Source organism: Acerihabitans sp. TG2 (assembly GCF_035013185.1).
Taxonomy (GTDB): Bacteria; Pseudomonadota; Gammaproteobacteria; order Enterobacterales; family Enterobacteriaceae; genus Acerihabitans.
In genome coordinates this window covers 40,212-62,208 of the sequence record NZ_JAYGJO010000014.1, presented here as the reverse complement: position 1 = coordinate 62,208, position 21,997 = coordinate 40,212, and the positions used below count along the sequence as shown (strand labels likewise).

Sequence of the window (21,997 nt, the reverse complement as noted above, 5' to 3'; positions counted from 1 at the left end):
GAAAGGGCCGGCACCACGTTAATTCGCTGACACGCCGCTGGGTTAATAAATGGCTTGATACAATGCCTGTATATCCTCAAGTGTGGCTTGACGTGGATTGCCCCCAGTACAAACATCGTCCAAAGCGGCTTGCGCCAGTGCCGGGATATCGGTTTTTTTGAGCCCTACTTCGCGTAGGCTGGCCGGAATGCCCACCTCGCGGCAGAGCTGTTTAACTGCGTCAACGGCCGCCGTCCTGGCATGTTCTAGGGACAGGGTTTTAGCCTGTTCGACGCCCATTGCCACCGCGATAGCGCGGAATTTTTCACCGGTTTGCGCCGCGTTGTACTCCATAATATGCGGTAGCAGAATGGCATTGGCGACACCATGCGGGGTGTTATAGAACGCCCCCAGCGGATGCGCCATTCCGTGCACCAGGCCCAAACCCACGTTGGAAAAACCCATGCCGGCGATGTATTGCCCTAACGCCATGTCATCCACGCCCTGAGGATCGCCTTGCACCGAGGCGCGTAGCGCGCGCGCGATGATCTCAATCGCTTTAAGGTGAAACATATCCGTCAGTTCCCAGGCTGCCTGGGTGGTGTACCCTTCAATCGCGTGAGTTAAGGCGTCAACACCGGTGGCAGCCTTAAGGGACGCCGGCATGCTCGACATCATATCCGGGTCGATAATCGCCACCAAAGGAATGTCGTGAGGGTCAACACACACGAACTTGCGCCGCCGTTGCTCATCGGTGATCACATAGTTTATGGTGACTTCCGCCGCCGTGCCGGCGGTAGTGGGAATGGCAATAATCGGCACACAGGGCGCGGTGGTCGGTGCCACGCCTTCCAGGCTGAGCACATCGGCGAAATCAGGATTATTGATAATGATGCCGATTGCCTTGCTGGTATCTTGCGGTGATCCGCCGCCAATGGCAATCAGGTAGTCCGCCTGTGCCTGTTTAAATGCGTTAACGCCGTGTTTCACCACATCTACGGTTGGATTGGGCATCACCTCATCAAATACGGCAAAATCAAGACCGGCGCTTTTCAATAAAGCCACTACTCGGGTAGCAACATTTACCCTAATTAACTCTTTGTCGGTAACAATCAGCGCTTTTTTATAACCATGTGATTTCGCTTCGTCAATAATATGTGAAATGGCGCCGCGCCCAAAATAAGCTGTTTGATTTAAAATAATACGATTAGTCATAATAAGAACCTTGACGGTTATAATGGCATAGATGGATAAGATAAGGTTGCCAATAAATCATTGATCAATGGTGTATTGTCTCCTTATTGTCAATCCTCAGTGAGTAATATTAATCTGCCCCAGTTTGTCAGACCTTCTTCTGCGTGCCGGCTAAAAATAAAACATGGCAATGGGATGAAGTTATCCTGATATTTCTATGCTTTTTAAGCATTAGCTCGACATTATCATATTCTCTACGCGTGATCTGTTTATTGACTTTTTCCGAAGGCGGATAGCACAACGCTATTTATAAAATAAATCTGAATGATTATGTGATCAACATCACTTAGCTCTTTAGGTGACTGCCATGCTGGGTAAAAAAATGGCAATGCCGATAAGGTCATGCGGTTAACAATGCTTAAGAATAGCCACCATGCATATCGTTATTACTGTATTCAAGATCTTTCCTGTCTTTTTATAGATATTTATTTTAAAGGAATTTTTCAATGGGCAGTTCCATCATACTCGGTATTTTCTGGCACTTTGTTGGTGCCGCCTCTGCCGCTTGTTTTTACGCACCGTTTAAGCAGGTGCGACGCTGGAGTTGGGAAACCATGTGGTCGTTGGGCGGCTTCTTTTCGTGGATCGTCCTACCCTGGACGGTCAGCGCCATTCTGCTACCCGATTTTTGGGGATATTACGCGTCATTCTCCTTCTCAACGCTGCTGCCGGTATTTCTGTTTGGCGCTATGTGGGGCATCGGTAATGTCAATTACGGCCTGACCATGCGTTATCTCGGCATGTCCATGGGGATCGGGATTGCCATCGGTATCACCCTGATTGTCGGGACACTGATGACACCGGTTATCCAGGGTAAATTCGGTGCCATGATTCACTCAACCGGCGGGCAAGTTACCCTGCTGGGCGTTTTGGTTGCGGTGGTCGGCGTTGGTATCGTCAGTTATGCCGGCGTACTGAAAGAGCGGGCTCAGGGCATCGGCGCAGAAGAGTTCAACCTGAAAAAAGGGCTGATTTTGGCCATTATGTGCGGCATTTTCTCCGCGGGCATGTCGTTCGCCATGGATGCCGCCCTGCCAATGCTGGCCGCCGCGAAAAGCGTCGGTATCAGCCCGTTGTATGTGGCCTTGCCAAGTTATGTGGTGATCATGGGCGGTGGCGCTATCGTCAATTTGGCGTATTGCTTTATCCGCTTGGCCACCAAACCGGAACTGTCATTAAAAGCGGATATGTCCCTGGGTAAACAGTTGCTGCTGGTGAATGCGTTGTTCTCCATCCTGGGCGGGGTGATGTGGTATTTGCAGTTTTTCTTTTATGCCTGGGGGCAGGCCAACATTCCGGTTCAATACCACTACGTCAGTTGGATGTTGCACATGAGTTTCTATGTGTTATGCGGTGGTTTGGTAGGGTTAGTGCTCAAGGAGTGGCTGGGTGTCGGCAAAAAACCGGTTCGGGTGCTGTGTATCGGTGCGCTGGTGATCATCCTGGCCGCCAATATCGTTGGCCTTGGCATTGCGTCCTGATAGGGGGGAGATATGACAATACGTAATCTGGCTGCGATAGACCTCGGCGCCTCCAGTGGTAGGGTAATGCTGGCCAATTGGCAGTCTGACGCACAAACGCTGACCCTGACACAGATACACCGCTTTACCAACGGTTTTACGCCGGTTGCGGGTCAAGATTGTTGGGATCTGGACCAGCTGGAGCAGGAGATAGTGACCGGACTGGTCAAATTAGATAACCAATTAGATAACCATGGAGTACGGCTTGATGGTATCGGTATCGATACCTGGGGGGTCGATTATGTGTTGCTCGACCCACAGGGCAAACGACTGGGCAACGCGGTGTCGTATCGCGACCATCGCACTGAGGGTGTGATGGCGCGAGTCACCGCCGCGCTCAGCCGTCAGATGCTCTATCGCCATACCGGTATCCAATTTTTACCGTTTAACACACTGTTCCAGCTAAAGGCGCTGTGCGAGCAACAACCGGATATTGTCGAGAAAACCGCGCATTTTTTGATGATCCCGGATTATTTTACCTATCGCCTGACCGGAAAAATGAACCGCGAATATACCAATGCCAGCACCACGCAAATGCTTAACCTGGCTACGGGTGATTGGGATCAGCGCCTGCTGGATTATCTCGGTATTCCACGGCGCTGGTTCGGCACTCCGCGCTTGCCCGGCAACACGGTGGGTCAATGGACCAGCCCCACCGGGTGCTCGGTACCGGTTATCGCGGTGGCCAGCCATGACACCGCTAGCGCAGTGGTGGCTGCGCCGTTAAAGGATAGGCACAGCGCTTACCTGAGCTCGGGCACCTGGTCGCTGATCGGATTTGAAAGCGATAAGCCTTATAATAATGATGCGGCGCTGGCGGCCAATATCACCAATGAAGGGGGTGTCAGTGGTACGTTCCGGGTGTTGAAAAACATCATGGGACTGTGGTTGCTGCAACGGATTTGCCTGGAACTGTCGATCGCAGATCTGCCGGCGTTGATTGCCCGGGCAGCAGCGTGCCCGCCTTTTGCCAGTTTGATTAATCCCAACGACCCACGATTTCTTAACCCGCCCTCCATGGCCCAGGCCATTCGCGATGCGTGCCAGGAAACCGGCCAACCGGTACCGCAAGATGATGCCGCCCTGGCACGCGTGATCCTCGATAGCCTGGCGTTGTGTTATCGCCAGGTGTTGCAAGAACTGAGCGCGTTGCGGGGTGCTGAGCTCGATCACCTGTATATCGTTGGCGGGGGATGCCAAAATCAGTTGCTTAACCAGCTGTGTGCGGACATTTGCCAGATCCCGGTTACCGCCGGGCCGGTGGAGGCGACGACGCTTGGTAACGTGGGGTGCCAACTGATGACTCTGGGTGATGTGGCTGACCTTGCCGGTTGGCGCCAGATCGTGGCGCGCAGTTTTACCGCGTGCCAGTTTTTACCTCAGCCGCTGCCGGGTCTAGATGATATTTGGCAACGTTTTCAACATATCAGCCACTGAAGATGGATTCACCTCCTGCTATGCTTCGGCCTTACGCCTTCGAGCCTAGCAGGATCGCCAGTTTTTCACCGCCGCTGATGTGTTCCAGGGTCAGTTTGACCGACAACGTCAGCGGCACCGCCAACAAAACTCCGGTTATCCCCAGCAATCCTCCCCAGACAAGTAACGATATCACGACGGTACTGGTGGACAAGTCAAGCTTACGACCGATCAGATAGGGGTCCAGCAGGCATCCCAGAATCAGGTTAATCAGTACGAATGCCAGCAGTACCAAAACGCCAGCGCCGATGCCGTTAAACACAAACGTCTGAACCAACGGCGGGATAGCGGCAATCACCGAGCCGACTACCGGAATAAAATTCAGTAGAAATGCCAACACGCCCCAGATAAAGGCGAATTTTATCGTTAATACCAGTAAGGTCCCCCAGACCGTCAGACCGATCAGCAGACTAATCAGGGTTTTTAATGCCAGATAGCGGGTAACGGAACTCAAACCATAACGAATAGCCGCCAGACCGGCAGGGGAATGGTGCAATAAACGCTGGCTCTTGGCGGTCAGCGCGGGCACCTCGATCAGCATAAATACCACCATTAAGAACACCACCAGCACCGCCGAGAGAATATCCGAAATACGTCCGACGGTGCGGGTGGCCATTCTCAGTAATTGGCCAGGATCGACCAAAGCCATGAGCTCATCTGAGGTTAACGTCAGCCCAAGCCGTGTTAGCGGTTCCAGCCCGGTCGTAAGATGCTCCGCCAGCACGTTGCGCATTTGGATGCTCATCTGCGTCAGTTCCGGCAAACTGCCGATGATTTGCATGAGGGTGAGCAGCAACGCAATCAGCAGTCCGGCACTAAGCAGTGCAATGGCCGCCAGACGCGGCAGCCATAAACGCGACAGCAACACAATAACCGGCTCCAGGACAATCGCCAGAAACAGTGCCAGCAACATGACGACAATCGTTGACGAGGCCAAACGGATCCCCATCATCACGATAACCAGACAAGCCAGTATTACCATGCTCCGTAGCCAGATGTCGCGGGAGATATCAGGTCTGCTCATGCGGATTACCTTCTCAGTGAACGGTATAGGGTCCTGCCACGCTGTTGGTCGGCCGACCCGCCGTGCTTCCTTTGCACCTGGCCAGTCGATCACAACGTTTATCGGGTTTTATCGCCTGCGGCCAGTGCGCAATGGCTCTCTATCATATTGTTGTCACCGTGCCGGCAAAGTAAATGGAATTTTATTAATGTAATCATCAATCTTAATAATATATTATTTTACGGCCAGGTAAATTAATGACATTAGCATGGCTAATGGAAACGTGCGATCCGACGACGGCATGGATCAAATAACACACTTTATTCGCTTTAATGCGCCAGTAGGACTATCATGTAGGGAGTGTGGAAGGTGATCTGGAGTATTGTTTACTGCTCAAGCAAACATATTTAAAGCTGTTCAGCTCAGCATGCTTTCCTTTTGTTACCATGATGTAATCAAATAATTTACACCTCTCTCGTCTGGCAAAAAAATTATCAGCCTTTTATAGCATATTTTGCCTCCCATCTTATTATTTCACACCATAAGTTCTTTTACTGAGTAACGCTAGATTTATTAGTTGATTAGCAATTCTAAGAACTATTGGCAGTCCGTTGTTGAACATTGTGTACAAAGAAGATATTCATTAAAGAATGGTCTTCGGTGGTTAATCACAATTACCATAGCTAACAGATTATGAGTAATTAATTGATCAGTCAATTCTATATAGGAGCATCTATGAAGTCGTCAATATGAAATTTCGTTATTTTATCTTTTTATCATTGTTTTTATCCGCCTGCAGTGCTGTGGGTCATTATCATGTGGATCAATCGGCAACAAAAAAGGCGGATATCCATTTTGTCGGGATCCCGGTATTGGCTGGTGCCATCGGTTCCAGTTTTCCCATTACCGCAAAATACAGCCTTACCGCCGGACATGTGGCGAAAATCATGATGGTCAGGGTTAAGGCGTATAACCCCGTGTGTGACGTCGCTATCATCTACCATGACAATGCCAGCCGTAAATTACCTAAGCTCGAGGCTGCGACGCAAGGCGAAAAAATGCAAATGTACGGTTATAACGCCTATACCGCCATGCCAACGTCATCCTCCGGGGTATTACAATCATTTGGCTGGTGGGGCAAACCACACCAGAGTTGCCTGGTGGGGATGAGTAACGCCGGCGGTGTGCAGGGCATGAGCGGCGGTCCGGTATACGGCAATGACGGTGCGGTTATTGGTGTTTTTACCGCCACCCATTCCAAGCGTGATCAAACCCTGTTTGTGCCTTACCAAGAGATCGCAGCCTGGGTTGATAAACAGACCAGTAGTTAACGTTTCATCCCGCCAGGCGAACCCCTATTATGTGGTAATGGATAACGGCTGAGGTCGCGGGTCAAGCCTTCACGCGCAGATACAGGCCAGCAAACAGCAATGTGGTTTGACATGAAATTTTAACTGGGCAATTTTTCCCATAAGCGCATAATAAGCGCTTTTGCGCGGGCGTCGTGGTTTTTGACTCGTGCCAATGGCCTTCGGATGTTGCCGCAAACACATGAGTACAGAAAAAAAACAATCATTGCCGGTAGTGACCTTGGCGGCGATCGGTGTGGTCTATGGTGATATCGGCACCAGTCCACTCTATACCCTCAGGGAGTGTTTCTCCGACAATTATGGCATTGCAATGCGTCCCGATGCGGTATTTGGCTTTCTATCGCTGATTTTCTGGATGCTGATCCTTATTGTGTCGCTGAAGTACTTGCTCTACGTCATGCGGGCCGATGATACCGGCGAGGGCGGTATCATGACGCTGATGTCGCTGGCCGGTCGAAATACCTTGCCGAAAACCACCACCTGGATCGTAGTGCTTGGGTTGATTGGCAGCGGTTTTTTCTATGGTGACGTGGTGATCACCCCGGCCATTTCAGTGATTTCCGCCATGGAGGGGTTGGTGATCGTCGAGCCCACCTGCGAGGCTTATATTGTCCCGGCCTCCATCGTGGTGATCACGCTGTTGTTTATGATTCAAAAACACGGTACCGGCAGTGTCGGCAAGCTGTTTGCGCCGGTGATGCTGGTCTGGTTTGTGACCCTGGCGCTGCTGGGTGCACGCAGCATCATCGCTTACCCGGAAATTCTGCAGGCGCTTAACCCGAAATGGGCGATGGGTTTTTTTGCCGAGTTCAAAAAATTATCTTTTTTTGCCTTGGGCGCGGTAGTGCTGTCGATTACCGGTGTGGAAGCGCTTTATGCTGATATGGGACACTTCGGCAAAGTTCCCATCCGGTTAGCCTGGTTCTCGGTGGTATTGCCTGCGCTGGTGCTTAACTATTTTGGCCAGGGGGCGTTGCTGCTACGGCATCCGGCCGCTATTGCCAATCCGTTTTTCCTGCTCGCACCTGGTTGGGCGTTGATCCCACTGCTGGTGTTGGCGGCGCTGGCGACTATTATCGCGTCCCAGGCGGTTATTTCCGGGGTATTTTCCTTGACCCGGCAGGCGGTACGTCTGGGGTATCTGCCGCCGATGCGGATTATCTACACCTCTGAAGTGGAGGCCGGACAGATTTATGTCCCGGTGATTAACTGGATTTTGTATATCGCCGTGGTGTTGGTGATCCTGGTGGCGCGTCATTCAACCAATCTGGCGGCGGCCTACGGTATCGCCGTCACCGGTACCATGCTGCTGACCAGCGTGTTGGTCACCTGGGTGGCGGTCAAAAACTGGCACTGGAACCGTTTGCTGGTGTCGTTAATTCTGGTCATATTGCTGATTATTGATGTGCCTATGTTTGCCGCCAATGCGCTAAAATTATTCTCCGGCGGCTGGTTACCGCTGACGCTGGGTTTGGTGATGTTTTCCATCATGACCACCTGGAAGAGTGAACGCTTTCGTTTGATCCGGCGGATGAATGCGCATGGCAATTCCCTTGAAGCCATGATCGCCTCGCTGGAAAAACACCCGCCGGTGCGGGTGCCAGGTACCGCCGTGTTTATGTCGCGCGGGATTAACGTGATTCCTTTTTCACTGCTGCATAATCTCAAACATAATAAAGTATTACATGAACGGGTTATTTTACTGACGCTGCGTACCGAGCATACGCCCTATGTGCATAATGTCCGGCGGGTGGTTATCGAACAGCTATCACCTACCTTCTGGCGGGTGGTAGCCCGCTATGGTTGGCATGAAAAACCGAATATGCTCGAAGTGTTCCATCGCTGCGGACTGGAGGGGTTGTCCTGCCAAATTATGGAAACGTCGTTTTTTATGTCGAAAGAGTCACTGATATTGGCAAAGCGACCTTGGTATCTTATTCTGCGCGGCAAACTGTTTTTATACCTGAGTCGCAATGCGCTGCGTTCGGCGGAGGAGTTTGAAATCCCACCAAACCGACTGGTGGAGCTGGGAACCCAAATTGAAATTTAAGCCATAACCTGGTGTGAATGCTGGGGCTGGTGCGCTGCGCAGTGACCATTCCCTTGTTAAGCAACCCAATTTGTTGGCCCGTTACGTCACGGGCCATTTTTTTATCGACTCTCTTGGTGTTTCAGCGGTCCGACAACCCACCGGCAGGCATCGGTGCCGCCGATATATGGACCTCCTCCTACGTAGGCGTCGGCAGTCTATGTTTCATTGTGTAGACTCACTTTAGTTTTGCAGCCCGTTAGCAAGCATGTGGCAACGCGCCTCGGCCTCGTCTGCAGAATGAACGCCTAAAGGCACATTAGGTTCGTTTCCCTTATTGGTTGTAATTTAAAATGTTTAGCGCTCAAAAGAAGATAGGTAAGGGGAATTTATCGACTCATATCAATAAACACAGATCAAAATACCTCGGCTTAGATGGAATATTGCTTTATTTGATTTAATTATTTCGTTACTCGGAGAAGGTTTATACTTTTTTCTAGCAGTAATGCAAATGCATCGGGTAGATGAAAAATTCAATTTAAGCAGCATTATTTGGTTTTAAAAATACAAAAAACCGTTCTGATAAAATATCAACTACCGACACCCAATAGATTTCACAGCGTAGTGCGCGTAGATACAGCTTGAGAGATATCGGGCGTATTGATGAAGGATAAAAAATGTATGCCGACTAGCATAGCATTTGAGCAGGCCGTAATGACACTTTCACCACGTCAATGGAATGAATCCGGGCACGATATGGCGAGGGCCGTCGACGCACTGGAACAAGGAAAAGTCCTATTTTTTCCCCATTTGTCGTTCCCGTTAACGCTGGAGGAGGTGGCGTTATTGGATCCGCAACTGGTGGATGTGAAACGCAAAAATATCAGCTTCCAACCGCTGACTCATCACCTTAAAGGTGTTGCCTCGGCCGCCAAAAGTCCGGCGATCCGGCAATTATTGACACGCTATTACCAGCAAAGTTGCCAACTGGTGGCCGCAGTGTTGCCCGATTACCAACAGGTGTTGCATAGTCCGACCAACACCTTGCGGCTACACCCGATCACCGCCTGGCGCGACACCACCTCATGGCGAAAAGACGACAGTCGCCTACACGTGGACGCCTTTCCTTCCCGGCCCACTCGGGGAGAACGTATTATGCGTATTTTCACCAATATCAATCCCTCAGGGCAAAACCGCGTTTGGCGGGTGGGTGAACCTTTTCCCGCCTTGGCTCAACGATTTTTGCCGCGCCTGAAGCGCTATTCGCCCCTGGTCAGTTGGGTGCAACACCGGCTCGGTATCACCAAAACCCGCCGTAGCCACTATGACCACCTGATGCTGCAATTGCACGATAGCATGAAAGCGGATCAGGAATATCAGCAGCATGGGCCGCAATTAGCGCTAGAATTCCCGCCGGGAAGCAGTTGGATCTGCTTCTCCGATCAGACTCCCCATGCGGCAATGTCGGGGCAGTTTATGCTGGAACAAACCTTTTTATTATCGCCGGCGTCGATGCAGGATCAGGGCCGCTCGCCGTTGCGGGTGCTGGAATCCTTAGCGCATCAACCTCTGGTGTAGTCTGCGTTTTGTTACGCAGGGCGGGGCAGGTGTGGAGATATGTTCCGTTGTGTGCTGATAACCCGAAGTCAGCTTGGCGCGCACCGAGCGGTATGCAGCTCGGTGCGCTATCGGTTATTTTACCGTAAACATATAGTTACCGTGGGTTTTATGACCATCCACCGAGACGGCATGCCAGTTGACCTGATACTTACCGGTTGTCAACGGCGCTGACAGCGCAATGAGCAGTTGTTTGTTATCCGCTGCGTCAACGGCAGGCTTGCCGGTGGCAATGGTTTTGCCGGCCGCATCCTTTAATACGATACCGCTAAAGGCGGCTTCCACTCCTTCGCTGAATGAGAGCGTGAGGTGTTTTGGGGATGTTTGCACCACGCTTTTATCCGCGGGCAGCGCGTGCTCAAGGTGAGCATGCGCCTGTGCCTGTTGGGTGATCACCAGTCCGGCCATCATTACCAGGGTAGCGACCAAACGTTTTGCTGCATTCATTGTCATGAGTGTTTCCTGTTCTATAGCGGGCGTTATGTTGCGATGTTAAATGATACTTGTTTACCCCCTGATAGGTTAAGAAAAAAAATCAACAATCTTCAATTATCAAGTAAGCCGCATTGATCGGGCCATGCACGCCCACGACTTTAATCAGCTCTATATCTGCCGTAGAACTGGGACCGCCAATGATATTGATACAATACGGCATCGGTTCACCACGTTGTGACGCCATATGGAGCAGCTGCGCCAACTGGGCGACGCGTGGCAAGAGTGTGCTTTTGCGCAATACAAAAATGGAAGATTCTGGCAACAGACTGATCGCTGTTCCCCGGTCGGGCGCGCAAAACAGGACAACACTGCCGGACTCAGTCAGACCGTACTCGGCATAAATCACGCCTATCTTGGCCTGTGCGGCCAGGCGCAGGTCGTCTTCTCCCGCGCAGGAATTCCACACCGTTGCCTGACATTTTTGCTGCAAGAGTTCGGTGATCCCCAGTTCTGCCAAGCGCCGATCACCGCTGACAATCACCGGCGCATGACCGTATTTGTCGCAAAGGCGCAGTGTTGCCCACCCTGCGTCTGCAGCGCCGGTTAATTCACAATGTGCCAGCATCACGTCGGTTGCGACCGTGATAAAGGCATCGCAACGCTGCTGGGCGTTTAAGTCCGTTAGCCGTGTCTTGGCATAATTAGGCTCAACTTCCGGTAGTGGCTCGGGAGTATGACTCACATTACGGCCCAGGCGGCGGGCAATATCGGCTAGAAATGTATCTCGGTTTTCCATTATTGATGTCCTTTGGCCTGATGCTCTTTGAACCAGGTACGGAAACTTTTGCCATCGGCACTGGGAAGATCACGGGCTTCGGTCCACGCACTTACGGCCCCGCCGCCGACCCGCGGTTGGCCGTCCTTGATAAGCCAACCGGCGGCCCGTGCGCCGGCGATCATGCCGACTTTCCACAGTGTTGGATGGCTGTTAACGTAAGTAAACAGCTTGGTAGCGTGTCGCTCGGCCTTGGGTGTCATGCCGGTGTGTGCCATAACACGTCGATGTTCCAGGATCAATGTCGACAGTGGGATCCGCACCGGGCAAACGCTATCGCAAGCAGTACAAAGCGAACAGGCGTAGGGGAGTTCCTTGAAGTCTTTATAGCCGCCCAGCAGGGGTGAGATCACCGCGCCAATCGGGCCGGGATAAATCGAGCCATACCCATGCCCACCAATGTGTCGGTACGCGGGGCAGATATTGATACATGCTCCGCAACGGATACAACGCAAGATGGCCTGAAAGGGTGAACCCAGTACTTGTGAGCGTCCATTATCGACGATCACCAAATGAAACTCTTGCGGACCGTCGATTTGTCCCGATTCGCACGGACCGGTTAGCCAGGTATTATAACCGGTCAGCCGGGCGCCCACCGCACTGCGCGCCAGCAAGGTGATCAGCACGTCGACTTCTTCAAACGTCGGCGCGATGCGTTCCATCCCCATCACCGCAATATGGGTTTTCGGCAGCGTTGTGCACAGACGGGCATTGCCTTCGTTGGAAACCAGACACATCGATCCGGTTTCCGCCACGGCAAAATTACAGCCGGTCACGCCAATGTCTGCGCTGAAAAAATCTTCTCGCAGTTTTTGTCGAATGAATAGCGTCATGGCCTCCGGCGTTTCGCTACCGTCATAACCAAGTTGCTCGTGCAGCACTCGGCGGATTTGATGCCGATCTTTATGGATGGCTGGCACAACGACGTGAGAAGGGGGATCTTGGTCTAATTGCAGAATGTATTCGGCCAGATCGGTTTCGACAACCTTGATACCGGCAGCCTCTAGTACCGCATTCATGCCGATCTCTTCGGTTACCATTGATTTTGATTTAACCACCTTTTTGGCTTGTTTAGCCTGGGCAACCTGAAGAATGTAGCGGGTAGCATCTTCTTTGGTTTTGGCAAAATAGACATGACCGCCATTGGCGATCACTTTTTCCGACAGTTGGTAAAGGTAAGCATCCAGGTTGTTCAGCACATGGTCGCGAATGCTTTGCGCCTGTTTGCGCCACGCCTCCCAATTTCCGAGATCGTCCACCATTTTTTGACGGTTGGCACCGATGCGTTCCTGTGCATTGGCGACCGCCTGGCGCATGATGGGATCTTGAATCTGGATGCGAATACGATCCTTGAATGTCAAACTACTGGTTTTCAGGGACATCAGCTCTCCTTACCGACTCATCAGGACTTCGGCAATATGCATAATCTTGACCGGATGGCCTTCGCGCTGTATGCGTCCGCCAATATTGAGTAAACAACTGATATCGGCACCAATCAGGTAGTCCGGCTGAACCGCCATGATATGGCTCACTTTCTCTTTCACCATTTCACCGGAGATTTCCGCCATTTTGATGGAAAAGGTTCCGCCAAAACCACAGCAGGTTTCCTCTGACTGAAAAGACAATACCTCTAAATCACGCACGTGCCGCAGCAGCATGATGGGCTCGTCGCGTACCCCCAATTTACGAAATAGACTACAAGACGGATGATACACCGCCTTGCCAGGCAATCGAGCGCCGACATCTGTCACATCCAATGTGTTTACGATGAAGGATGTCAGGTCTTGCATTCGATGGGCCACACGTCTGGCGCGCTGCGCCCACGCCGGTTCATCCGCCAAATAATCGGCATAGTGCCGGATAGCATTCATGCATGATCCGGCAGGAGAAATGATGGGATCATCATTTTCCTCTAATGCGGCGATCAGGTTTTTTATTCCGGGGATGGCGTTCTTGATGTAGCCGCTGTTAATGGCTGGTTGACTACAACAACACTGTTTGTCTGGAAAAGTGACCTGACAGCCAAGTTGCTCTAATAACAGCACAACGTCGCGCGCCATACGATACTTGAGTGCGTCGCCAATGCAGGTAACAAAAATATTGACGTTCACGACCGGCCTCCAACTTCATAGCATTACGATTTTATTAAATAGACGCTGAGACAGAAATAATAATGGTTCTCATACGTTAATGTGGTACCCGTAACCCATGTTGCAGACCGCGGGTGAAGACCACTTGCCATAATTGGATATCTCGGGCCCGAAATGCACCGGCGCAGGCGTTAAGATAATAGGCAAACATCCTTTTGAATCGCGCGGAATAACTCGCGCTCAACCTAGGCCATTCGGTGAGGAAATGCTCATACCAGGCGAGCAGGGTGGTATCGTAATCTGCACCGAAGTTATGCCAGTCTTCCATGACAAAAATTTTTTCACTGGCGTTCGCAATTTGTTTAATTGATGGCAGACAGCCGTTCGGGAAAATATATTTATTAATCCATGGATCGACATTATGGCTGGTTTGGTTGGCACCAATAGTATGAAGCAGAAAAATGCCGTCCGATTTTAAGCAACGGTCGACAACCTTAAAATACGTCGCGTAATTTTTCGGGCCAACGTGTTCAAACATACCCACCGATACGATGCGGTCATATTGTTGGTTCAGGCTGCGGTAGTCCTGCAATAGAATCTGGATGTCCAGGGCAGGGTAACGTTCGGCAGCCAAGGCTTGCTGCTCGGCGGAAATGGTCACACCGTGCACCGTGACGCCAAAATGCTCCGCCGCGTAGGCTGCCAGGCCCCCCCAACCACAACCAATGTCTAGCAGTGTCATGCCGGGTTGCAGCTGTAGCTTACGGCAAATCATCTCCAGTTTGGCCTGCTGGGCATCACACAGATTTTCGGCCTGCTTCCAGTATCCGCACGAATATTGCATGTAAGGATCAAGCATATGACAGAACAGATCATTACCGAGATCATAGTGCTCTTTTCCCACGATCCAGGCGCGTTTTTTTGACTGCAGATTGGTCAGCCGCGCGAGGGCAATGCGCAGAATATCATTGATACTCGATGGCATTTTTTTATCGAGTTTGGCTAGCAATATTCGCTGAATGAACATATCCAGTCTATCGCAATCCCACCAGCCGTCCATATAACTCTCTCCCAGACCGATCGAACCCTGCTGTAATACACGCTTGAAAAACAGCGGATTGTTAATCTGGATATCCCAGGGTGCAGAACCATTGATGGCAATACCGGCCTGGGTAAGCATACTGTTGGCAATACGGAACCATTCGTTTTTATTATCACAGCTATTGATCGCGCATATATTACTCATGAATATTACCCTGATTTGACAATAAATTACGTTTCTTTACGTCTGTAAATGCGGCGGGTTTATTATCAGGCAGATGACGCAGTCCTGTGTTACCATAAAAGGACAAACTATTTAGATTTACGGCCATTCCATGTCATATTCATCCCCATCCCCGTTGTCATTGAATGAAGACGTGTTAATTCAACATATTGCGGTGCCTGAGCGACTGACCTTGCCCCGTCCTGTCTATTTTCGCACCTGTTTACTGCTTAAAGGCGTGCTGATTAACGAGCACCAACATCCGTTTGTTGAGTTTCTTTACGCGCGCGAGGGGGGGATGCGGGTCGAGATCGAAGGACAGGCACTCATTGTGCCGGGTTTTTATGGTATATGGATCCCGGCAAATGTGCCGCACCGCGTTCTGACTACCAGCAACGTGTTGTTGGAAAGCCTCTATATCGGTTCGGATTCTGTGGTTCTCAATCACGACAATTGCCGGGTGGTCGTGGTGAGCAACTTCGTCAGAGAATTTATTCATCACGCAACAAAAAATGTGCCGGAACAGTACGATAGCCAAGGAGATGACGGCATGCTGGTCGCTGTGCTGAGTGCACAGATCCAAAAACTGCCGGATGCCGGTTTTTCACTGCCATGGCCTAGTTCGCCAACCTTGATGCGGGTATGCCGGGACATTCAGGAACACCCCGATGAAGAGCACAGTATCGAACGATGGGCGTCTACAATCGGGATGTCGGTACGTACCTTTTCGCGCCGTTTTAAAAAAGAAACGGGCGTTGCCTTTAGCGAATGGAAAAAACGGATGCGATTGCTGGAATCCGTGATCATGCTTAAAAATAACCGCAGCGTGACCCAGGTGGCACTGGATCTCGGCTACTCCGGCACCGCCTCGTTCTCTTTTGCCTTTCGCCAGATGTTTGGCGTACCGCCGACCCGTTATTAGACCTTAACCCGCCGATTGTCAGGCGTGAAAAACGGCAGATGTAAACGTATCAGGTACTAGGCCGTTTTCTTGCGACACCCGGAGACAAAAGAACGGGAGCGCCCGGTCATTGTCCGTACTTGTACCGGCGTATAGCCCTGAGAAAATAGATCCAGAATGCGTAGACGATCTTTTTCCAACTGTTCTTTTTTCATAGCCGTTGCTTGATGCTTTTTATGTTCAGCCTCTCTCTGGGCTTCGACGGTCAATGTTTGCGTTGCCAACACCTGACGCCAAGCCTGTTCGCGCTCACTGTCGCTGGCATCTGGATGTATGGCAATAGTCCGCCACAACTGGACCGCCCGTCGGCGAAAGCCAGTATTCGCCAGCGTCTCAGCGCGTGTGGTTAATGTTTTTACGGGGCAAGACATCATTGCATTGTCCTCACATGATCCGGTTGTCTAGGCAGGCATATCAATGCAGTGCCAGCAGTAGCGGGAAAAGAAAAGGCGTGATCAAGGCGGTCATTATTCCGCAAATGACCAATGCCAGCGAACTGAACGCCCCCTCTTCATAATCGAGTTCGGCACAGCGGGCAGTCCCCAGCGCGTGGGAGGCGGAGCCCATCGCCAGACCGCGCGATGCTTTGGTCCGGATACACATGGCATCGAGGATAATATGACCAAAAACGGCGCCCAAAATGCCGACATAGATCACGCACACCGCGCTGATAGCGGGGATGCCGCCAATACTGTTACCGATTGCCATGGCAATCGGTGTGGTCACGGATTTCGGCATGATGGACGCGGCGATGGCCGGCGTGGCCCCGAGCCATAACGCAATCCAGGTGCCGCTTATCATGGCAACCAGACTGCCGATAAAACATATGCTAATAATCGATTTCCAGCGCATCCTGATCTGATGCAACTGTTCATACAACGGATACGCCAGCGCTACCACCGCAGGCTGCAGTAGGCTATTAAGCAGTTGGCTGCCGCTGAAATAACGGGTATAGGGTATTTTGGTCAGCATCAATAAAGCAATGAGTATCAGCATCGTGATCAGCAATGGATTGAATAACGGATTATTAAGCCGTGTTGCCAACCGACGTACCAGGAAAAACACCACCAGCGTAGTCGGCAAAGACCACCAGATATTATGAAGCATGTTTTATTCCTTTCTTTCTTTCGGTCGTGCTCAGCACGGGTTTTTCTTTGTGTATCGCGTGTGAACACCAACTCACGGTAATGAGAACCATGAGGGTGCTGACGCTACATGAAATGACCACCGGCGCGAATTGCGCACGTAATACATCAAAATACTGCATAACACCCACTCCAATGGGCACAAACAACAGGGCCATATGACGGATTAACAGATGGCATCCTGGTTTTACCCATGGACTCGGGATGATTTGTAACGACAGCAGCGTGAATAGCACCAGCATGCCGATAATACTGCCCGGCAGTGTTATCGGCAGAAGGGTAGAAATACCGATGCCCAGATACAGGCAAGCATAAATCAACAAAAATGCCCGAGCCTGACACCAAACGTGGGTGATGAAAAGTGGCATAACGTTTTTACCAAGCAGTCATACGGTGAGAAATTAAGACTTATTATTAGCTAAATAATATTATTACCTTCATTAAATAAAGACATCTTCTATCTATTTGAGGACATAATAGTGTCTAATATCATTGTTGGGTGTCCAGGCAGTCAGCCGTTGATCCGCAATTGATGAGTGATGTTCAACCCAGGCAGGTATGACGCTAGTGCTGTGTTACCAAGGGGAAAAAATGCAAAATCCCGATACGCCAAGAGGCTGGGTATTCTTGCTACCCACGCTGTTTATCGCCGTAGCGCATGCGGGCGACACCCGCACCGTCAGTCAGCCGGTGCCCCCGCAACCTTGCCAGGTTCTCCATGCCAATGGCACCGCCGATTCCACTCAGAATATCCAGCATGCTCTTGACACCTGCGGCAGCGGTAAGGCGGTGCATCTGTCACCCACGGTGGACCACCCTAGATTCTACAGCGGGCCACTGACACTCCCTTCCGGTGTCAGCCTGTGGGTGGACAACGGGGCCTTTCTTTTCGCTATCGCCAATCCGTCGCGCTATGACACCGGTCACCACACCTGCGGCACGCTGGACGCTTCAGGCAAAGGCTGTAATCCGTTTATCTGGATAAAAAATGCGGTCGGTAGCGGCATCTACGGGCAAGGCACCATTGACGGTCAGGGTAATGCCACCATGATCGGGAAAAGTAAAACCTGGTGGCAACTGGCCACTGACGCTAAAAATAAACACCAAAAACAGAACGCGCCTCGTTTGATACAGATTGATAACTCAAAAAACATCACGCTTTACCAGATCACCTTGAAAAACTCGCCGAATTTTCACATCGCCAGTAATAAAACCAACGGACTGACGCTTTGGGCTATCACCATCAATACCCCAGCCAGCGCCCGCAATACTGACGGTGTCGACCCGATGGGATCAACCAACGTCACACTCGCTCGCAGCAACATTAGCACCGGGGATGACAACGTGGCGATCAAGGCCGGCAATGCGGCATCCTCTCATATTTCGATACTGAACAACCACTTTGGCTTCGGGCACGGTATGTCTATCGGCAGCGAGGTGAACCAAGGCGTCAGTGACGTGACGGTCAGCACGCTGACCCTTAACGGCACCACCAATGGCCTGCGCATCAAAAGTGACCCTTCACGCGGTGGGCTGGTGAGCGGCGTGACCTATGACAACGTGTGCATGGAGAACGTGAAACATCCCATTGTACTGGATACCCATTATGACAGCACGGCCAGTGGCAGTTTGATACCGGAGTTTCGAGATATTACCTTTAACAACGTGCGGGTGTTGACCGCAGGGTCCTTTAGCATTGAGGGGTACAGCAACACAAAACCGATAAGCGTCAGGTTCAACAACCTCCATATCAAAAAGGGCTCAGTCTGGCATGAAAAATACGCAATCATCCAGGGCAAGGCGCAAGAAGATGCCACAGGATCATGTGAATAACCCTACTTATAGTGAGTAAAAGCTGATAGTTAAACGCGCTAAATTGTATGTAAAATTAATAAGGGATAATGAATGATTTAATTCATCCGGTACGATAGCAATATTTACCGATTTACGTTGTTGTGCTGTATAACGCGTATATTTTACTCAGTGGTTACTTGTCAGCGCTGAGTGTTCCATGTCATCCATGTTGTTGGGTTTTTAGACAGTCGCATCAATAGCCAAAAATAAGTGATGACAATAAATTATCATTAGTCTGTCAAAGATCGCCATTGAGGTTTGTATGCGTCAAGATTTACGTTTTATACTTGAAAGATTTGGTTTGTTTATTATTTGTTCCATTGCTATTGGTCTTATTATAGGGATGATGTTTATTGATATTCACTGGATACATAATTCAGTGCATGAGACGTCTTTGGTCGAAATCACTCAGGAAGTTCTCCTGTTGGTGATGGTATCAATCTTTTTCTATCAAGCCTACCGGTATCCTCTGCTACGCCATAGCCTGGTGTTGGTCGGCGGTTTTTTTACGTGCATGTTGATCCGTGAATTGGATTTTTTAATGGATGTCATCAGACAAGGTGCTTGGTTTTGGTTCGCTTCTGCCGTAGCCGCCATCTGTGTCATATTCGCGTTACGTCGTCCGGCTACTACGTTGACCGGATTGGTGGCATTCCTAAAACATCCAAGTTATGGAATGATGATTGCTGGTTTATTGTGCGTATTGGTATTTTCTCGCCTGTTCGGCATGCAAATATTATGGAAAGGAATACTATCAGGCGATTATCAGCGCGTGGCGAAAAATATGGCTGAAGAAGGCACTGAGTTACTGGGTTATACGTTTTGCCTGTTCGCCACGCTATGGTATTCATCAAGTTTAGCTGAGCGGCATTCCCGGTTATTGCATGAGAGCACCTGTTAATCGAGTAAATCGTTAGTTATCCGCTAACAACAAGGGATTGTCGTCTAAGGTTAAGCTATTGCGAAGATCCCATCCACGCAGTTTGCCGGGATTGAGTAAGCCATTGGGGTCAAGGCATTGCTTAACCGAGACCACGTCAGGGCGGATATTCCCTTGTTTCCCCTCTTCAATTTGAAATACGTGTGGATTGTTTATTTTTACCTGATTGTCGCGGAATATTTGCATTATTTCATTTAATCGTTCTTCCGTTGAATAACGCACTAACTGCAATCCACTGGCGGTGATATTTCCCTCATTGTCGCGAAGAAACTCAATATGCGACATGACCTCATTACCGAGCAGGGTATGCATATGGAGAATGTGTTCGCGATAATGTGTATGATCAAATGCCGTTTGTACATAAGTTAAGGAACTGTCGACCTTCAGGGCATGCAGCGTGGTGTGGTTCCAGCAATATTCCATCAGCGATGTGTTGGTGTCACGCGCCTGTTCCGCGGTCTGGCGCACGGCATTTTGCCCCCGGGATTTGCGCAATAGGTCTGCACACAACCCTTCACTTTCCTGCGCAATAATACTGATGACAGCGTGCTGATGTGCCTGGTAAAGCCCGTTCAAATGGGTGAAAAAGTGCGGGATTGGTGCGCCAAACAGTGCCAGTTCGCGTTTTATCAGTCCCGGTGAGCGGGCAAAGGTATTCGCGTAGTCCAGCGCGTCAGTGAGATCGTCAAACACGTCCAGCCGCTCGATCCAACGGTGGGCGGGAGCCAATGCCAGCTCAATCTCAAGAATAATGCCGTTAGTGCCGTAAGCATGGTGTAACAACAGTGCCTGGGGGGCGGGAACGATCAGAATACGGGGTTCGGCCTCCATAGTCATCACCTTCACGCTGAGCACGTTACCCGGCGCGGCCAGCGGTCCGTAATTGATTGAGCCAATGCCGCCAAAGCCGCCACCATAAAGCCCGCCTAAACTGGCCAGCCGGTAAGTGGACGGCATACAGCGCAATTCCCAACCTGTCGGGCGTGTCACCGTTTCGATGTCGACCAAACGAATACCGGCTTGAGCACGCACTACGCCGTCTTTCAGCTCACAAATCTGATTAAAGCCGGTCATATCGACGAGAATACCCCCGTGCAACGGCACCAACTGACCATAGTTGCCCGTTGCACCACCGCGTAACATCAGCGGCAATTGGTGTTGCACACAGGCTGACACCAGCCGATGCAATTCGTCCTCATTGCGTGGGCGAACCACCGCATCAGCCTGCTTACCTTCCAGTTGCTGGTTCAGTAGCGGACTAAACCAGTGGAAATCACGGGAAAGGCGTTTGACCTTTGCCGCCTGTAACGTCCACTCGAGGTCAGGAAGTGTCTGCTGTATTAGTGCGACCGCACGCTGACGTTGTTCACTGTCCATATTCTTTTTACCCGTAAATAATGGATGCGTTAATGGGATTGTACGACTTCGCTTTCATGCCAGGCGCTCAACGCCCAATGCGAAATCCAGGACATCACCCCAAACAGCACAATGCCCGTCAGTGAAATTAACAGCAGGGCGGCGAACATCAGTGGGATGTCCAGTTGGTAGCCGGCCTGCAATATCTGATAAGCCAAACCGGTATTGCTGCCACCAGTACCGGCAACAAACTCGGCAACAACGGCGCCTATCAGCGAAAGCCCGCTGGAAATGCGCAGCGCGCCAAAGAAGTAGGGCAGAGCCGAAGGGATGCGCAGGCGGACCAACGTTTGTAATCGGCTGGCATGGCTCAGTTGGAAATAACTCAGCAGGCCTGGTGAAACGCTGCGTAGCCCCTGAGTGGTATTGGAAATAATGGGGAATATTGCCATCAGGGTAGCGCAGACCACCAGAGAGAGTGTGGTATCTTTGACCCAAATAATGATCAGCGGCGCAATGGCCACAATCGGTGTCACCTGCAAAAATACAATGTAGGGAAATAGCGCAGTTTCCACAAAGCGGTTTTGTACCAGTAAAAAAGCAACAGCGGCACCGATCACAATTGACAATAAAAACGAGATAAGCGTGATTTTCAGGGTGAACAATAACGACATCATCAGTGATGCCAGGTTAGTCCACAGGCTGTGCAGCATGACCAGCGGTGACGGCACCAGAAACTGTGGAATGTTGAAATAGCTGACCGAGCCCTGCCAGAATGCAAGCATCACCACGGCGACCAGTGCCGGATAAATAATTTTGAGAAAACGTGGATTGTCGATCCATGGGGCGGTTTTATGGGTTTTCATGCG

The 21,997-nt window shown here is 50.8% G+C and carries 20 protein-coding genes; 8 read left to right on the top strand and 12 right to left on the bottom strand.

The annotated features are described in order from the left end of the window. Window positions 1-42: 42 nt before the first annotated feature. Window positions 43-1,194, bottom strand: a complete 1,152-nt coding sequence (gene fucO, locus SJI19_RS13780; RefSeq protein ID WP_323478842.1) for a lactaldehyde reductase — start codon at window positions 1,192-1,194, stop codon at window positions 43-45. 485 nt (window positions 1,195-1,679) lie between these two features. Between fucO and rhaT the strand changes: the two genes are divergently transcribed. Together rhaT and rhaB are read left to right on the top strand one after the other, a co-directional pair. Further along, window positions 1,680-2,714: an L-rhamnose/proton symporter RhaT gene (gene rhaT, locus SJI19_RS13775; RefSeq protein ID WP_323478841.1), complete on the top strand. Its 1,035-nt coding sequence runs from the start codon at window positions 1,680-1,682 to the stop codon at window positions 2,712-2,714. A gap of 12 nt (window positions 2,715-2,726) precedes the next feature. Then, the gene (gene rhaB / locus SJI19_RS13770; protein WP_323478840.1) at window positions 2,727-4,190 is read left to right on the top strand and encodes a rhamnulokinase; all 1,464 of its coding nucleotides are present in this window, start codon (window positions 2,727-2,729) and stop codon (window positions 4,188-4,190) included. Between the two features lie 31 nt (window positions 4,191-4,221). Here the strand turns inward: rhaB and SJI19_RS13765 are convergent, their stop codons facing one another. After that, window positions 4,222-5,253, bottom strand: a complete 1,032-nt coding sequence (locus tag SJI19_RS13765; RefSeq protein ID WP_323478839.1) for an AI-2E family transporter — start codon at window positions 5,251-5,253, stop codon at window positions 4,222-4,224. Between the two features lie 728 nt (window positions 5,254-5,981). On the opposite strand from SJI19_RS13765, the gene SJI19_RS13760 reads away from it, so the two are divergent. The 3 genes from SJI19_RS13760 (at window position 5,982) to SJI19_RS13750 (ending at window position 10,209) form a co-directional block, all read left to right on the top strand. Further along, complete coding sequence (locus SJI19_RS13760) at window positions 5,982-6,563, top strand: trypsin-like peptidase domain-containing protein (protein WP_323478838.1); 582 nt, start codon at window positions 5,982-5,984, stop codon at window positions 6,561-6,563. A gap of 220 nt (window positions 6,564-6,783) precedes the next feature. Next, window positions 6,784-8,652 carry a low affinity potassium transporter Kup gene (gene kup, locus SJI19_RS13755; RefSeq protein WP_323478837.1) on the top strand — a complete coding sequence of 623 codons (1,869 nt, stop codon included), beginning with the start codon at window positions 6,784-6,786 and terminating at the stop codon, window positions 8,650-8,652. Between the two features lie 660 nt (window positions 8,653-9,312). Next, window positions 9,313-10,209 carry a Kdo hydroxylase family protein gene (locus SJI19_RS13750; protein ID WP_323478836.1) on the top strand — a complete coding sequence of 299 codons (897 nt, stop codon included), beginning with the start codon at window positions 9,313-9,315 and terminating at the stop codon, window positions 10,207-10,209. Between the two features lie 114 nt (window positions 10,210-10,323). Here the strand turns inward: SJI19_RS13750 and copC are convergent, their stop codons facing one another. The 5 genes from copC to cfa all read right to left on the bottom strand — a co-directional run bounded on the left by copC (window position 10,324) and on the right by cfa (window position 14,854). After that, on the bottom strand, window positions 10,324-10,695 hold the full coding sequence (copC, locus tag SJI19_RS13745) for a copper homeostasis periplasmic binding protein CopC (RefSeq protein WP_416347545.1): 372 nt from the start codon (window positions 10,693-10,695) through the stop codon (window positions 10,324-10,326). Between the two features lie 88 nt (window positions 10,696-10,783). Further along, complete coding sequence (locus SJI19_RS13740; RefSeq protein ID WP_323478834.1) at window positions 10,784-11,479, bottom strand: lactate utilization protein C; 696 nt, start codon at window positions 11,477-11,479, stop codon at window positions 10,784-10,786. Further along, entirely contained in the window at window positions 11,479-12,900 is a 1,422-nt protein-coding gene (locus tag SJI19_RS13735) for a LutB/LldF family L-lactate oxidation iron-sulfur protein (RefSeq protein ID WP_323478833.1), read from the bottom strand. Before SJI19_RS13735 ends, SJI19_RS13740 begins: the two co-directional genes overlap by 1 nt. Window positions 12,901-12,909: 9 nt before the next feature. Beyond that, window positions 12,910-13,629: a (Fe-S)-binding protein gene (locus tag SJI19_RS13730; RefSeq protein WP_323478832.1), complete on the bottom strand. Its 720-nt coding sequence runs from the start codon at window positions 13,627-13,629 to the stop codon at window positions 12,910-12,912. Between the two features lie 76 nt (window positions 13,630-13,705). Further along, entirely contained in the window at window positions 13,706-14,854 is a 1,149-nt protein-coding gene (gene cfa, locus SJI19_RS13725) for a cyclopropane fatty acyl phospholipid synthase (protein WP_323478831.1), read from the bottom strand. A 130-nt stretch (window positions 14,855-14,984) separates the two neighbouring features. On the opposite strand from cfa, the gene SJI19_RS13720 reads away from it, so the two are divergent. Further along, on the top strand, window positions 14,985-15,794 hold the full coding sequence (locus SJI19_RS13720; protein WP_323478830.1) for a helix-turn-helix transcriptional regulator: 810 nt from the start codon (window positions 14,985-14,987) through the stop codon (window positions 15,792-15,794). Window positions 15,795-15,850: 56 nt separating this feature from the next. Here SJI19_RS13720 and SJI19_RS13715 read toward each other — a convergent pair whose 3' ends face one another. From SJI19_RS13715 to SJI19_RS13705, 3 genes are read right to left on the bottom strand one after another with little or no spacing between them, the layout of a single operon-like run. Beyond that, window positions 15,851-16,207 carry a hypothetical protein gene (locus tag SJI19_RS13715; RefSeq protein ID WP_323478829.1) on the bottom strand — a complete coding sequence of 119 codons (357 nt, stop codon included), beginning with the start codon at window positions 16,205-16,207 and terminating at the stop codon, window positions 15,851-15,853. A gap of 40 nt (window positions 16,208-16,247) precedes the next feature. Beyond that, the gene (locus tag SJI19_RS13710) at window positions 16,248-16,940 is read right to left on the bottom strand and encodes a CidB/LrgB family autolysis modulator (RefSeq protein ID WP_323478828.1); all 693 of its coding nucleotides are present in this window, start codon (window positions 16,938-16,940) and stop codon (window positions 16,248-16,250) included. Continuing rightward, window positions 16,930-17,346 carry a CidA/LrgA family protein gene (locus SJI19_RS13705; protein WP_323478827.1) on the bottom strand — a complete coding sequence of 139 codons (417 nt, stop codon included), beginning with the start codon at window positions 17,344-17,346 and terminating at the stop codon, window positions 16,930-16,932. Before SJI19_RS13705 ends, SJI19_RS13710 begins: the two co-directional genes overlap by 11 nt. 223 nt (window positions 17,347-17,569) lie before the next feature. On the opposite strand from SJI19_RS13705, the gene SJI19_RS13700 reads away from it, so the two are divergent. Beyond that, window positions 17,570-18,811: a glycoside hydrolase family 28 protein gene (locus SJI19_RS13700; RefSeq protein ID WP_323478826.1), complete on the top strand. Its 1,242-nt coding sequence runs from the start codon at window positions 17,570-17,572 to the stop codon at window positions 18,809-18,811. 283 nt (window positions 18,812-19,094) lie between these two features. Then, window positions 19,095-19,733, top strand: a complete 639-nt coding sequence (locus SJI19_RS13695; RefSeq protein ID WP_323478825.1) for a hypothetical protein — start codon at window positions 19,095-19,097, stop codon at window positions 19,731-19,733. Window positions 19,734-19,745: 12 nt separating this feature from the next. Here SJI19_RS13695 and SJI19_RS13690 read toward each other — a convergent pair whose 3' ends face one another. Both SJI19_RS13690 and SJI19_RS13685 read right to left on the bottom strand, forming a co-directional pair. Next, the gene (locus SJI19_RS13690) at window positions 19,746-21,149 is read right to left on the bottom strand and encodes an FAD-binding oxidoreductase (protein ID WP_323478824.1); all 1,404 of its coding nucleotides are present in this window, start codon (window positions 21,147-21,149) and stop codon (window positions 19,746-19,748) included. A gap of 29 nt (window positions 21,150-21,178) precedes the next feature. Then, on the bottom strand, window positions 21,179-21,994 hold the full coding sequence (locus SJI19_RS13685) for an ABC transporter permease (RefSeq protein WP_323478823.1): 816 nt from the start codon (window positions 21,992-21,994) through the stop codon (window positions 21,179-21,181). Window positions 21,995-21,997 lie beyond the last annotated feature (3 nt).

Bases quoted from the DNA above. Each gene is read 5' to 3' on its own strand.
- copC (WP_416347545.1), bottom strand. From the start codon at position 10,695: ATGAATGCAGCAAAACGTTTGGTCGCTACCCTGGTAATGATGGCCGGA.
- fucO (WP_323478842.1), bottom strand. From the start codon at position 1,194: ATGACTAATCGTATTATTTTAAATCAAACAGCTTATTTTGGGCGCGGC.
- SJI19_RS13760 (WP_323478838.1), top strand. From the start codon at position 5,982: ATGAAATTTCGTTATTTTATCTTTTTATCATTGTTTTTATCCGCCTGC.
- rhaT (WP_323478841.1), top strand. From the start codon at position 1,680: ATGGGCAGTTCCATCATACTCGGTATTTTCTGGCACTTTGTTGGTGCC.
- SJI19_RS13690 (WP_323478824.1), bottom strand. From the start codon at position 21,149: ATGGACAGTGAACAACGTCAGCGTGCGGTCGCACTAATACAGCAGACA.
- SJI19_RS13715 (WP_323478829.1), bottom strand. From the start codon at position 16,207: ATGATGTCTTGCCCCGTAAAAACATTAACCACACGCGCTGAGACGCTG.
- SJI19_RS13700 (WP_323478826.1), top strand. From the start codon at position 17,570: ATGCAAAATCCCGATACGCCAAGAGGCTGGGTATTCTTGCTACCCACG.
- SJI19_RS13740 (WP_323478834.1), bottom strand. From the start codon at position 11,479: ATGGAAAACCGAGATACATTTCTAGCCGATATTGCCCGCCGCCTGGGC.
- SJI19_RS13705 (WP_323478827.1), bottom strand. From the start codon at position 17,346: ATGCCACTTTTCATCACCCACGTTTGGTGTCAGGCTCGGGCATTTTTG.
- SJI19_RS13695 (WP_323478825.1), top strand. From the start codon at position 19,095: ATGCGTCAAGATTTACGTTTTATACTTGAAAGATTTGGTTTGTTTATT.
- SJI19_RS13765 (WP_323478839.1), bottom strand. From the start codon at position 5,253: ATGAGCAGACCTGATATCTCCCGCGACATCTGGCTACGGAGCATGGTA.
- kup (WP_323478837.1), top strand. From the start codon at position 6,784: ATGAGTACAGAAAAAAAACAATCATTGCCGGTAGTGACCTTGGCGGCG.
- SJI19_RS13710 (WP_323478828.1), bottom strand. From the start codon at position 16,940: ATGCTTCATAATATCTGGTGGTCTTTGCCGACTACGCTGGTGGTGTTT.
- SJI19_RS13685 (WP_323478823.1), bottom strand. From the start codon at position 21,994: ATGAAAACCCATAAAACCGCCCCATGGATCGACAATCCACGTTTTCTC.
- cfa (WP_323478831.1), bottom strand. From the start codon at position 14,854: ATGAGTAATATATGCGCGATCAATAGCTGTGATAATAAAAACGAATGG.
- SJI19_RS13750 (WP_323478836.1), top strand. From the start codon at position 9,313: ATGCCGACTAGCATAGCATTTGAGCAGGCCGTAATGACACTTTCACCA.
- SJI19_RS13735 (WP_323478833.1), bottom strand. From the start codon at position 12,900: ATGTCCCTGAAAACCAGTAGTTTGACATTCAAGGATCGTATTCGCATC.
- rhaB (WP_323478840.1), top strand. From the start codon at position 2,727: ATGACAATACGTAATCTGGCTGCGATAGACCTCGGCGCCTCCAGTGGT.
- SJI19_RS13720 (WP_323478830.1), top strand. From the start codon at position 14,985: ATGTCATATTCATCCCCATCCCCGTTGTCATTGAATGAAGACGTGTTA.